We start from the raw sequence: 14,023 nt of genomic DNA on the forward strand, positions 1-14,023 counted from the left end.
GCTCCTCATAATAAATATAAGGTTATTTTATATATACATAGATTTTATTCATCGTAAGCCTACTGAAAATAAGAAAAGACGTAAAAAGACAGCGGCTTATATTGTCATGCAATTTAAACTTTTAAAAGGGTGAATGGGGTATCGAAAGCTGTACAGTTATCTTTTAAACAAAGGAGTCAAAGTTACTCTGTCTCAAGTAAGACACGCCTTATGTAAGGTCAGCTTAAAGTGAAAAATTTTCACTTATTATAAGAAACAAAAGCAATAACTCAATACGTTTCCGAATATATTAGAACGCTCTTTTATACCTAGTACGAAGGAAAGACCAACAGTGGTTGAGGAAATACAAATTATATTAGGTAGATTGGCAATAAATAGTGATTTATCACAGCTAACAGAGGAAGAAAAGCGGCAATATTACCATTTTGTATGCAGAAAATATGGACTAGATCCATTTACAGAGTCGTTTGCTTTTATTCGGTTTAAGGGAAGTAAGTGAACTACAGCTATAGGCGCAGTTCCTATTAGTACAGAAGTTGGAAGAAAACTTAGTCCCGCTTAGTTAGCTCATACACTGATGACTTGTGCAACCAAAGTAAAGAGACGAGCGACAGTATCACTGTGTTGTTTAGCTATGATGGATGGAACAGAAGTAGGTGTACTTTTTGGTGTAAAACGATTTGATATACAATCCGTCATCGAAAATAAAGATTTACCTCTACAATCCAAACAATCTTATGGCGGTTATACATTTATGGTAAAAGAATCAATGGGAAAATCAGAACTATTTGGGAAAGAAAAAATAAAAAAAGAAGTGACTGTTTTGACAGAATTGAGAGAGTCATAATGGTACATCAAAAACTTCATGAATAGAAGAAGTGCACCTATTATCATATAGAATTTGTTGTGAAAGATGAAAGAAACAAGCAAGCATACAATAATGATGAAGTATGGCATTATATATATTTCTTATATTAGCACTTATTTATTTGTCAATTCTCCTTTGTGTGAAAGTAGAGTGCACGAAAATGAAAGCGGAACGAATCTTGAGATTACTATTGAAGAGGGTGTGCTTATTTATTGAGTTGTAGTACATAGATACTATAAGAGAGCATAGGATGCACATATTTTTAGAGGAATTATGTAATAAGTGACATATGAAGAAGACAATGTTGCAAATATGAGAGGTTGAAAAGAAAGCTCACAAACCAATGTAGTTTTAAGAATAGTAGTAAATAAAAAACTGTATCTAGCCTGAAAAATACATCGAAAGGATAGCAACGGTATTTAAAGTATCTGAGGATATATTGTAAGGAAGGCAGATGTTCAATGAGTATATGCTTATAAAAAATACTGTAAAAAAACTATTGTATGTTAAAAATTTATATGTTACATTGATGTTACAAAATTATTACTTTATGTGACTTTTGTTTCGTTTTGTTTTCTTGTTATTTATTTTTTGTTACAAATCATATATTAAAAGCGTTATTTCTATGTGCGTAAGAGTGTGTGTAGTAAGAGGTCTGAGTTAGAACTTCATACATTATATTAAAGATCCTTTCTGTCTTAAAAGAAGAAGAATACCAACTATATAGGGGTTTTTAGGTAATGAGATTATATAAAATGTACTTCCTTCCCCACACAATTTAGTACATATTTAAGGTTCAGTCTAATTGCTGCACAGCTACTTTTGCATATGAGTGTATCGAAATAAATGAAGAGATTGGTAATTATAACAGTATTAAAAAATTAATCTCGAGATGGATTTAAATAGAGTGATTGAGGTATATAAAGTGAAAAATTCTTATAAAGTGTTTATATGTATTTGGATAATTATTTTGTTGTTTTTTGTAATTTATTTTGGATACAAAATGACATCTGATAATAATCAGGTATCAATACAAGAAAAACAGGTAAAACAAGAAGTTCAAAAAATGTCAGAAGAATCAAATGAGAGAGAAATAGAATCCTTTGAAATATTCTAAAAGAAATCAGTAATAAAAAGAGGGCAGTTACGTACTAGCGGGTTCCCTTTTGAGGTGCAAACAGTGCAAATCACATCACATTTTTTGGCACTAATATCAATGGGATTCTCTAATTAAGTAACAATAATAAACGCAGAGGAGGGATAGCCTAATAGCTATCCCTTCATCTTAATTTCACTATCTTGAAAAAGTTTATGTTATTCAAGAGATTTAAAATGGGGTGGTTGTTCTTGATTGGATGAACATCGCATTTTTAAAAAGAAAAACAAGAATAAAGGGCTTCTTCATCAAATTTGACAGGGCATTACACTTATAGCGATTACTCACGAATTTTCGCTATGCAGAGAGCTTCCGCTCTTTGTTTGAGCTAACGTAGCGGAGCCTCCTCTCCGTCCCCTTGAAAATACGTTGGTTCAAACAAGGCGTAGGAAGAAACATATGCGTCTTGGATATAAAGATTGACTCCTTTTATATACAACAATATAAAATTGGTGTTCGTATCACCGACTCCACGGAGTATAAACGAGAAGATTCTTATTCTTCTCCCAGTCACCGAACGTAAAGAGCGTAGCTAATAAGAACTAAAAAAATTACATGATGCGGTGGCTTGGAGAAGGTTGAGAGTGATCAGCCTTGAAATGATTGCGAAATTCCCCTTTCGTGAATGTTTCTCCCATCCCTTTTAAAGCTGTCACTTCGGTGATGGTTTTTTGTTTTTATAGGATTTTCTTCTGTTCTGTCGAATAGATAGTGGGAAAGGGGATGAGTGCATGAGAGTGTTTTTTAGGAGTGAATCTGGAGAATTGATTCTTGATTCGAAAAATGAGGATGTAGCTAGTTTAATGGCTGTTTTGAAAGAAACTAACAGTATTAAAATAGGTCTCTTTAATTATGATGTAAAGAGGTATAAATTGGAGTATTATCGACATCCCAAAAACGAGGAACCAGAAAAAGAACTAAATATCATTTTGAAACGTAACTATAATGATCAATAGCATCCATAACGGGTGCTTTTTTCTTTGTTATATAGAAATTATACATTAAACGTGAATATGAATGAAATTGAATGTTGTGTTAAGAAGTTTGAAATGAAATGCAATACACTGAAGTGTTTGTCGATCCTGCATGTAAGTCGTTAAGAGAAGAATTACACCTGATTTGTATCCAACCAAGCGTAGTTGACAATAATGTTCGTGATATAAAGGGTTCGAGTAAAGGGAAAGAAGTTGGTATCGAGAGACTACAAAACACCATTACTAACGAGCAATTTTTACTTGTCGAGTGTGATGAATACGACCACTATAACTTCCTAAAAGAAATTGGTATGTATGTCCGTTTAGATAACGGAGAACCGATAGATGCTTATAACCACGCATTAGATGAGGCTCCCTATTCTAACAATTACTTCTATAAACAATATGTAAAATAAGGCGGTGAGAGCTTGTTTGGGAACATCGTTGCAAAAGTGAGGGGGTGGCTATATAAATTGGCACTGATCAAAGGTTACATGTACTTGTAAAACAAGGGCGACTTGTTCCTATTAAAGTAGTTGATAGGGTTTCATTATACTTTCGTGAAGATGTTGAAAAACTTGCAAAGGAATTAGAGGGCTTGAGAGAAAAATATCGACCATATGAATGACTAGAAGCCCTTTATAAACAGGGCTTTTTTCTTTGCAGGAATTTCTTAACTATCAGTTCAATTGCATCCGTTGTAGCGTTATGCGGTGGATTGTTAATTATGGTTGGAAGTCAGGAACGCGGATTCTCTCTTATTTCTCGTGCAGGAATTGGATATATCGTGGTCCAAATGATTCCGTTATTTATGAGGTTGCTTGTTGAAATTGCAAAGGCAATCTAATTCTATGACTCTAGTTTTTTATGAAAATTTTTAATTATTATATTAAATATCTATCAAATATATCATCAGTCTATACAAATGCAATGAAATAATCATAAGAATAATAGAGCATGTCTATCAATACTCACAAAACTAGAAAGATGGTGATATATTTGTCTAATCTTATACCAGATTTACAAAAATTTTTAAGGAGATATATTTCAGTCAACCAAGTTTCTGGTGCAATAGTAGAAGGGCTCCTTACACAAATTAATACTTCTAATGCGACAGCTGTAATCAATAGTGAATATGGTGTAAATGAGGTTGCAATTGATCAAATTATCTCATATATAATTTTGCCATATATATATGTTGCTAATCAGGCTACTAGCGATGTATCGGTTATTGATCCTGCCAATAATATGGTTATTACAACAATCCCAGTTGATAGTGGACCGTTTGATGTCGCAATTAACCCAAATGGTCTTCAAGCTTATGTGACATGTAGTTTTGGGAACTCGGTTGCGGTAATAAATACAGCCTCTAATACGGTAAGTGCAACTATACCTGTAGGGAACAATCCAAGAGGTATTGCAATTTCTCCAAATGGTCAAAGAGCATATGTTGCCAATGCGGATTCTAATACAGTTTCGGTTATTAATACAAGTAACAATACTGTTATCGCGACAGTCTCAGTACAAACATTCCCAAGTGGCATTGCAGTAACACCAAATGGTCAAAGAGTTCTTGTAGTAAATACTAATTCGAATTCTGTTTCTGTGATAAATACTTCTAACAATTCACTAGTGACTACGATTACAGTAGGTATGTCTCCTAGGTATATTGCAATTACCCCAAATGGTCTTCGGGCTTATTTTACAGTAGGTAGTAGTTCTGCTGGAGCTGTTAGAGGGCTGGATACTACAAAGAATATTTTAATAGGTTCTTATATTATTGTTGGTGTTAACACTTATGGTATCGCAATTACTCCAATTACTTTTTAAAGAAATATTTTAGAATGAATTAATAACATTAGATTTTCATTTGGATAAATTAGTGTATTTGTGAACTTAGAGTAGAAAAACTATCAAACCATTATAAATTGTTATTGATACATACATAATGAACAAGGGGGGATATCTTTAAATGAATCAGTATTTCTCAATAACAACGGCTGTATATTTTATTTACATTTATTGTATGTGAGGCGTATGCTAGATTTAGTTGTAATAAATGGAAGGGAGCTGTATTTTTGAAAAGAAAAGTTTTTTCATCAGTTTTGCTATCGTCACTTTTGTTTTTAGGAGTAAATGATTCAGGAGGGGTAGATGCTTCTACTATTACACAAGTAAAATATAACCAAGGCGGGGCAAAGTACATATATACAAATGCACCTGAAGTTGTATACGATAATCCAAATATGGGATCGAACTTTGACGCTGGTAAGTATGCTTACTACACAAACGAAAGAAAATTAGAAGCAAATCAAGAATATAGTGCTGAATTTTTTAATCGAAATTATACAGGGGCTAAGTTGAAATTTGGATATGCTGTACACAATGAAGATCGTCTACCACAAACTATAAGAATTAAAAATAGTGCTGTAAATGCCGCATATCCGGTTAATCCTGACGGTTCTTGGGATATAATGGGGATTACATCTAGTACTATAGTTAAATATGGAAATAGTAGCAATGATCAAGCTATTACTATTCCAGCAGGTGGACATGTATTTATATTAGAGAAAGATGTAGAAGACACTTTTGCAGTTAATGGAAAAATTAAATTCATTCCGAATACAAAATTAACCCTACGTCAATTTGTTTCAAAGAAAAAACCAGATGGACAGTTCCCTAGCCCTTCAGAGATCTTTGATTCTATAAAAACACCACAGGTTAAAAATTATAGTAAAAATACTTCAACTGCTAATTATAATTACGATGAAAGGTATGCTGTTATTGATAATGCAACAACAAGTAGCTTTTATGTAGGTTCAAAAACAAGTAAAGCCTATCCTCAATCCCGTGTTGGTATTAATGAATACGAAGCACCTATATGGTATCTAGAAAATTCTAACCCAACTCTTGAAGGGAATTATGGAATTGTTTACGACTTTCAATTTAAAAATGCGGCAGGAAAGAAAATTAGAATTAAACCTGAAATTATTTCAGAAAATGATAAGCCATCTGATCCAGAGAAATTCCCGCCACTAGCATTTTTTTCACAAGTAACTTATTGGACTTCAGGAACTTGGAAAAGTACTACTAAATTAACAAAACCCGATCAATATCATTATATAACTATTCCAGCAGATCAACATGTAAAATTCATTTTACCAAGTGGTAATAATGGTAATAACCTTTTTGAAATCATTGAATAATGATTTGGATTTGGGGTTAAGATTAAATAAGAAGGTGGAGCATATTGCAGATATCTTTTTTGTCACAAAGGTGTAGGAGAATAAAAAATCGTCAGTTGCTGTTTAAAAGCACTGACGATTTTTTTGTATAGTCTCATAGTTATACTTAAGTGTTTAAAGTTGTATAAATTTCTTTTGAGTGTAAAATCAAAGGAGCGTCAAATATTTAATAGAAATTCGGAACATAATTTATTTTAAAGAGATTCAGGTGGGTTTAACTTAATTGAATCTATCATAACTGTAATATTTTTCGAATTACCTTTAACTGATAGTTTTATCTTTTCAAGTTGTACTGTTTTTGAAAAATCTTCATTTCCAATTGACTCAATTAATTGATCTAATTCATTAGTCCATGTAACGTTAGTAGCTTGTATCATCGCTTTAATCGTAGGTTTATCTGCATGGCCATTATACATAATTCCATCAATCATTTTTCCACTTTCCCCTAACATGACACTTACCCATTTCGCATTTCTATCTGAATAATCTCCTGTTTTTGGATAAAAAAATCTATATGTATTAGATTTTTTTTCTAGCTCAAGATTAAATGGGAGAATTTTGATACCCTGAGTAGATAATGTACTCTTTATATTATTATAGTTCTTCAAATATTCTTCTGTTGTCATATTATTAAATGAAATTTTTTCTTTTGCACCTTCAGGCTTTTTTTGAGATGTTTCCATTTTATTTAGAGTATCCTTGTGTTCTGTATCTTTGCAACCTAATAGGCTAGCTGCTAACAGAAAGGTTCCTAGTAGAAGTATTTTTTTTGTCATATGAATCTCTCCTTAAGTAGTATAGAAAAAATGCAGAAAGAGTGGGTATCCCTAACACTTTCTGCATTTTTCATGTTTAGATACTTACTGTGTTTTTGGTATATCGAAAGAATATTATTTATATGATCTAATTGATTTAAGAAAGAACAGCACAATTAGCCCTGAAATAAATAATAAGACTCCATTTATTAATAAGATTAATGGCGGACCATATATGTCAGCAAAAAATGAGGAAATAGCTAGAGCGACTGGTGATGCTATACTCGTAAGGGAACCAAGTGTTCCAAAGGTTCTACCTTGCAATTCTGGTGATACTTCAACCTTAATAATGACATTGACTAACAGTGTACAGAACGAAAAAAGTATTCCCAAGAGTAGAATTAAAGGCACTGCATACAGTACTGATGGTGCAAAGGATATTGCTACAAAGATTGGAGCTAATAAAACCATACTAAGAATTATCCACCAACCACGACGATGTAATTTTTTATCAAAAAAGATGATAATCCCTGCACCTAACATGTAACCTATTGGAATACTGGATTCTATTATTCCAAATTCAATAGGATTTGCTTTCCATACTTTTACAGACATTACCTGGATAAGCATTAAAGAAGCGGTGAAAAATGTAATTAAAGTTGGTGAGAGAATAATAACAGACTTAGCAAATGGATTCTTCCATATATACTTAAAGCCTGCAATAAGGTCTTCATGAAATGAGTTTTTCACATCGGATTTTTTAATAGAATTAGGAAATTTTCCACTTAACAACACTAGAATGGCAGATAGCATAAAAGTAAATGCATCGACTGAAATAGCGATGCTGCCACCAAAGGCTGCAACGACAATTCCTCCTATAGCTAGCCCTGATATTCGGGAAACGTTATCTGCGACATTTAATACACCAGTTGCTTGTTGAACTTTTTCTTTTCCTACAATATCGATTAAGGAAGCATGGAAGGCGGGAGATTGAAATAGCCCTGCGCAAGAAGTTAGGGCAGTTAAGATAATAATGAGAATAAATGGTGTGCCAGGAAGTGCAATACAAAGCGCAATACCTAGTATCAAGAGACTTCGTATCATATCTGTTATCCACATTAATTTCCTGCGATCGACCCTATCAGCAACAGTACCTGCGATGGAAGAAAACAGCATGCTCATAACCATATGAGTTATGGCAATGGTAGACATTAATTTAGCACTCCCGGTTGCTTGCAGTACCCAGAGATTTAAAGCAATACTGTGAAATGAATTCCCAAACATTGACAAAGTATAACCTGTAAATACAAATGTAAATGTACGATTTTTCCATATTGTCTTTTTAGAAGAAACAGCAAGAGAAGGATCTAATTCGACTTGTTGTTGCATAGTATGGCCACCTCACAAATTTAAGTATTTAATTTTGAAAATTTGCTTACAAACTAAAAGTGGTGAATTTCAGAAATCAAGTTAATTAGAAGGCTAATGAAATAGAATCTTGCTGCATTAGAGTTATATTAATATAAAATATTGTTATTCTGAGGTAATAAAGGTAGGGATGAGATAGATTTGAGTACATAAATAACAAAAATAATCCCTATACATTATTTTTAAAATTTTTATGAAATCAAATTACATGAAAATAGCAACTAAGAGCATTATTACATTGGTAGAAGCAAGTCTATAATTTATAGAGAAATTGTTAATGAATATTTAAGGGAGAACATTTTAACTGTACAATAATGTTTAAACTTTTATATAAGATTTTTAAAAATAAAATATTTCTCCAGATTATTCTGAAATTTCCTTACAACTTTTTCCTGGTTTTTTAATATTTGTAAGGACAAAAACTATATTTGTATTTTATGGTTAATTTAGTCATATAAGATTGAAATTAGTAGTATAAATGGTGATTTTATTAAAAATCTAGCATTTATTATAAATACTCCTCTCTTCAGAAAATTTTACCAAATATTTTCAGGTGAATATTACCAAATTAAAAATGTTTTGTCTATATATTTTATTAGTTCTCTATTTTGTAAGCTGATTAAATGAAAATATTTTCTATATTTATCCTCCCTATATAATGACAATTTTTCCCTTACTTCGACATAAATCAAATGGTACAGTTTACAGGACAAATATAGAACCTACTTGTAGACGTTATTTTGTATAAAAATTAAAAAAACATTAGTTACTAGTTAGGAGAGAAGATATATTCTAACTATTTTTCAAATGGTACTTAAGGGTAGAGTGCTGAATGTTTGAAAATAGCTGATTAATACTTCTGTAGGATGGAGGTTGTCATTTGAAAGAAAAAGATAGGCTTAAATTTAGTAGGAGTAGTGTGAATTTTTCTAAAGATATAATATATCAAATTGTAACTGACAGATTTCTTAATGGATGTCCATCATATAACCCAAAAGGAGAGTTATACGATGAATCTAGGAGAAATAAAAAGAAATACTTTGGTGGGGATTGGATAGGGATTATTGAAAAATTAAATGCAAATTATTTTACTGAACTAGGTGTGACGTCTCTATGGATATCTCAACCGGTAGAAAATATCTTTACACCAATAAATGATTTGGTAGGAAGTACTTCATATCATGGGTATTGGGCTCGTGATTTTAAAAGAACAAATCCTTTTTTTGGGACATTTGAAGACTTTCAAACATTAATCAAAACTGCTCATGCAAAAGACATAAAAGTTATCATGGATTTTGCACCAAATCATACCTCACCTGCATTACATGATGATGCGACCTATGCTGAAAATGGTAGATTATATGATGATGGATTATTACTTGGTGGATACGATAATGATTACAATCATTATTTTCATCATAATGGTGGGACGGATTTTGAAGAATATGAAGATGGAGTTTATCGTAATTTATTTGATCTTGCAGATCTAAATCATCAAAATATCGTTATTGATTTGTATTTTAAAGAAGCTATTAAACTATGGTTAGATCAAGGAATAGATGGCATACGGGTTGATGCAGTGAAACACATGTCATACGGCTGGCAAAAAAGTTGGCTAAATTCAATCTATAATCATAGGCCAGTATTTATATTTGGTGAATGGTATATCAATCCGAATGAGTATGATCAAAGAAATTTTCATTTTGCAAATAATAGTGGTATGAGTTTGTTAGATTTTAGTTTCGCTCATAAAGTACGTGAAGTTTTTCGAGATGGAATTGATTCCATTTATGGTTTACACAAAATGATTGAAGAAACATATCAAACTTATAATGACGCGAACAATCTGATTACTTTTATTGACAATCATGATATGGATCGTTTTCACATGAAGGGAAAAAGTAAACGTGGAGTAGAACAATCATTAGTATTTTTATTAACTTCAAGGGGAATCCCTTCTATATACTACGGTACAGAACAGTATATGGTCGGGAATGGAGATCCGAATAATCGTGGTCAAATGGAATCTTTTAATGTAAATACAGACAATTTTAAGATAATACAAGTTTTATCCTCGCTACGTAGATTAAATAATGCACTTCCATATGGAACTACCAAAGAAAGGTATATAACAGATGATATCTATGTATATGAAAGATGCTTTGGCAGTGATGTGGTATTAATAGCTTTGAATCGAAATTTAACAGAAGGTTATGAAATAAAAGATGTTAAAACAGCACTTCCTTCTAGAAAGTATAAAGATATATTAGAGGGCCTTTTAGATGGTGAGGTAATTACGGTTGAGAATAATAGTATAGATTCATTATGGATCGGACCAGGTTCCGTACATGTTTGGCACCATAAAGGAGTAAATAGTTTACCTTTAATAGGAACTGTGGGACATAAAATGACTACAGTTGGTCAAATTATTTGTATTGATGGATGTGGTTTTACTTCTAAAAAAGGATCTGCATTTTTTGAGGAAGAAGAGGCGGAAGTGATTTCATGGTCACATACTAGTATTAAAGTAAAAGTTCCAGTGGTGAAGGACGGTAAATATGGAATTACTGTTGTAACAGATAAAGGAACGAAAAGTAATATCTATAAACATGTGGAGGTCTTAAATAAAAAACAAGTTTGTATTCGATTTGTGATTGAAAACGGATATGAAATACCCGAGAGTGAAGTTTTTATAATGGGGAATACTTATTCATTAGGGGATATGAACCCTTGCAAAGCAGTGGGGCCATTTTTTAACCAAATCATGTATCAATTTCCTACTGGTTATTTTGATATAAGTGTTCCAGCTGATACCTTGCTGGAATTTAAATTTATTAGAAGGGTAAATAAAACACTACTTATTGAAGGGGGAGAGAATCATAGATACCAGACACCGAGGTTTGGAACGGGTGAGGTTGTTGTAAAATGGCAAACCGCAGAAAAATCAATTTTGGTTGAGATTTAATGATATGAATCTACTTGCTATTAAAAATATTAATTTAAATCCTAAGCTATTTCGTTTTGAGGGTTAAATAAAAAATTTTATATTAAAGATTTCTAGAGTATAGCTTTGGAGTTAAAAAAATTCGTGTTGAAACTGTATAAAGAGAAGTGAAAAATACAATATTGGAGGTTGCTATGGTACAAGCTTCTAAAGTGGTTACTATTGAAAATTTTTACTCTGAAACACTAGAGAATAGTAGGAAATTATTTGTATATTTACCACCTGGTTACGAAAAGCATTCACAGCAAAGGTATCCTGTATTATATATGCATGCCGGGCAACGTCTATTTGAGCCTTTAATAAAAAATGATGAATCATGGAATGTCCACAAGACAGCTGATGAGCTAATTTTTGAGGGGAAAATTCAAAAAATAATAATTGTAGGTATAGCACATAAAAGAATTATAGAGAACAATGAGTTTTGTCATTTTATTTCACCAGATAAACATATAAAATGCTCAGGTTTATTATATGAAAAATTTATAATCAATGAGGTGAAACCTTATATCGATGATAATTTTAGAACAATGTCTGACGCTGAAAATACCGCTTTAATAGGATCTTCAGCAGGAGGTTTATCAACTTATAATATCGGTTTCCGTAACCCTAAAGTGTTTGGGAAAATAGGGATGATATCTCCATTCTTTGTGAAAGTCGAAGATGATCATTCGGAATTAAAATTATATGAGATGTATAAAGGGAAAAAAGACTTGAAAGTTTGGATGGATATAGGTAGTGCAGAAGGCTTTTTCTTGGTGAAACATGTAAGAGATATTGCAGAAACTTTATTAAAAAATGGTTACAAATATAGAGATAATTTAATTTTTTATCAGGATCCATATGGTGCTCATTTTGAAAAAGACTGGGGAGATCGTATGCATCTTCCATTAATATATTTCTTTGGAGATATAGGGAATATAGTTAATGTTACCTTGGATGGGCGAGATGAAGTTGGATTAACTGGAATGAAGGTAAAAATTAATCCAATTGTGACGTACGATAGTGGCTTTAAAATGAGTGATTTAGATGGTGTGTTTTTAGTCAATAACCCAGATGTATTAGAGGTTATGAATGATGGAACGATTATACCAAAAAAAATAGGAGAAGCCGAAGTCACCTTTGTAACACAAGGTGTAAAGGGAATACCAAAAAAATATAAGGTAATAGAAACATTATCAGAATTTGTAGATGTTTCCGTAACAGTCGAAGTACCTGGAAATACACCAGCTGGTGAACGAATTTATATGAGTGTAGGTATGATACTAGATAGAATAGAAAAAAATCGTTTTGCTGGGAGTTTTACAGTGCCAAGGGATCTTGCATGCAAGTTTAAGTTTTCAAGAGGCTTTAGGCTCTTTGAAGTGGATAAATTTGGACAACCTATTCAAAATAGGAAATTTAAAGCTACTAAGGACTTACAGTTAAATTATACTGTCGAGAACTGGATAGGACTATAAAAATTAAAAGTGTGGGGTGAGTGCTGTAGTGAAAATAAAGGAATTAAAACCAACCTTTGATGTTCCTTATTATTATTCATGTTATATACCAATTCTTCACGATAAATTAAAAAGTATGGGTAGTATTAGTTATATGAGCTTAATAGCAAATGAAGAATTATATAGTATACCATCTTACCGTGTGGATACTACCACATCTTTACCTTCTGTAGCTAGATATACACAGTTGTTGGAATATAATCAAACATTTCGCATGGAGAAAAATGTGTATTCTAATTTTGGAAATGGTCTTCAATTTATAAAGGAATGTCTGAATCGTCAAGAAGTTTTTATTGCCTTAGGAAGTACATTTTTTCTACCTTATAGTAATGATTATTTGAATCCAAAATTTATAAAGAGTCATATAGATATCCATACGGATAAGTATGTTACCGACCACTACTTAGCAATTAACAAAATTACAGAAGATAGTGTATTTGTTCAAGATCCTGTCCCTAATAAATATATGGGAGAGATATCACTTGAGGAGTTTCATTCTTTTTGGAAAGGCGGAAGAGGTATACCTGAATTGGTTCAGGCAAAAGGAATAGAAAGAATCTCATCTTACTCCTCAATTAATGTGATTATAGAGGAAAAAATAAACCTAGAAAATATTAGAGATATTTTTTTGAAAACATTACAAAAGATATCAAGTGAGTATATTAAAGGTTTAGTTATGAGAAAAAACAATAAGATATATTATTTTGGCAAGATTGCAGCACTTGAACTTAAAGAAAATATAAATACCGATTTTCATAAGCAAATAAACATGTTTCCTTTGTATTTAAAATGTTTATTTGATATGAGATGGAGTAGATATTTTTTATATGACTTACTTATAGATATGAATGATTTATTTAAAGATAAATTTATGCATCTTGCTAGTGATTTAATGGATATAAAGCAATCATGGGAAAGACTGTATAAGATTGCACATATTAAATTATTAAAAAAGATAGTAACTTAAGTGATCTTGAATCTTTTAATTTGATAATGATGGATGTTATTACTAGAGAGAGTGTATTACATGAGAATATTTTATTTCTTCTGCAACATAATTATAGTCTCCAGTCTTGATAGAGAAGCGATAATTGAGA

Annotated in this window: 10 protein-coding genes and 2 pseudogenes; 10 read left to right on the forward strand and 2 right to left on the reverse strand. The window is 31.8% G+C overall.

Annotated features, from left to right (window positions below):
• The first annotated feature begins 331 nt into the window (after nt 1-331).
• From JFT89_RS11170 to JFT89_RS11200, 7 genes and pseudogenes are all read left to right on the forward strand, one after another.
• Nucleotides 332-499, forward strand: coding sequence for a hypothetical protein (locus JFT89_RS11170; RefSeq protein ID WP_154214060.1), 168 nt, complete (start codon nt 332-334; stop codon nt 497-499).
• A gap of 78 nt (nt 500-577) precedes the next feature.
• The gene (locus JFT89_RS11175; protein ID WP_016096710.1) at nt 578-847 is read left to right on the forward strand and encodes a hypothetical protein; all 270 of its coding nucleotides are present in this window, start codon (nt 578-580) and stop codon (nt 845-847) included.
• A gap of 1,908 nt (nt 848-2,755) precedes the next feature.
• Entirely contained in the window at nt 2,756-2,980 is a 225-nt protein-coding gene (locus JFT89_RS11180) for a hypothetical protein (protein WP_016096709.1), read from the forward strand.
• 95 nt (nt 2,981-3,075) lie between these two features.
• Nucleotides 3,076-3,414 (forward strand): annotated as a pseudogene (locus tag JFT89_RS11185) (PBSX family phage terminase large subunit); the annotation flags it as partial.
• A 62-nt stretch (nt 3,415-3,476) separates the two neighbouring features.
• Nucleotides 3,477-3,626, forward strand: a pseudogene (locus tag JFT89_RS11190) (DNA-binding protein); the annotation flags it as partial.
• Nucleotides 3,627-3,997: 371 nt separating this feature from the next.
• Entirely contained in the window at nt 3,998-4,828 is an 831-nt protein-coding gene (locus tag JFT89_RS11195; protein ID WP_201039974.1) for a YncE family protein, read from the forward strand.
• Between the two features lie 248 nt (nt 4,829-5,076).
• Nucleotides 5,077-6,204 carry a hypothetical protein gene (locus tag JFT89_RS11200; RefSeq protein WP_016096705.1) on the forward strand — a complete coding sequence of 376 codons (1,128 nt, stop codon included), beginning with the start codon at nt 5,077-5,079 and terminating at the stop codon, nt 6,202-6,204.
• Nucleotides 6,205-6,437: 233 nt separating this feature from the next.
• Here JFT89_RS11200 and JFT89_RS11205 read toward each other — a convergent pair whose 3' ends face one another.
• Both JFT89_RS11205 and JFT89_RS11210 read right to left on the reverse strand, forming a co-directional pair.
• The gene (locus tag JFT89_RS11205) at nt 6,438-7,019 is read right to left on the reverse strand and encodes a hypothetical protein (protein WP_201039975.1); all 582 of its coding nucleotides are present in this window, start codon (nt 7,017-7,019) and stop codon (nt 6,438-6,440) included.
• 114 nt (nt 7,020-7,133) lie between these two features.
• Entirely contained in the window at nt 7,134-8,387 is a 1,254-nt protein-coding gene (locus tag JFT89_RS11210; protein WP_201039976.1) for an MFS transporter, read from the reverse strand.
• Between the two features lie 919 nt (nt 8,388-9,306).
• Between JFT89_RS11210 and JFT89_RS11215 the strand changes: the two genes are divergently transcribed.
• From JFT89_RS11215 to JFT89_RS11225, 3 genes are all read left to right on the forward strand, one after another.
• Nucleotides 9,307-11,391 (forward strand): alpha-amylase family glycosyl hydrolase, encoded by a 2,085-nt coding sequence (locus JFT89_RS11215; RefSeq protein ID WP_201039977.1) that lies wholly within the window; start codon nt 9,307-9,309, stop codon nt 11,389-11,391.
• A gap of 173 nt (nt 11,392-11,564) precedes the next feature.
• The gene (locus JFT89_RS11220; RefSeq protein ID WP_201039978.1) at nt 11,565-12,887 is read left to right on the forward strand and encodes an alpha/beta hydrolase; all 1,323 of its coding nucleotides are present in this window, start codon (nt 11,565-11,567) and stop codon (nt 12,885-12,887) included.
• 28 nt (nt 12,888-12,915) lie between these two features.
• Nucleotides 12,916-13,893: a hypothetical protein gene (locus tag JFT89_RS11225; protein WP_242488389.1), complete on the forward strand. Its 978-nt coding sequence runs from the start codon at nt 12,916-12,918 to the stop codon at nt 13,891-13,893.
• The last annotated feature ends 130 nt before the right edge of the window (nt 13,894-14,023 follow it).

It is taken from the genome of Bacillus sp. TH25, assembly GCF_016650935.1.
GTDB classification, from domain to species: Bacteria; Bacillota; Bacilli; order Bacillales; family Bacillaceae_G; genus Bacillus_A; species Bacillus_A mycoides.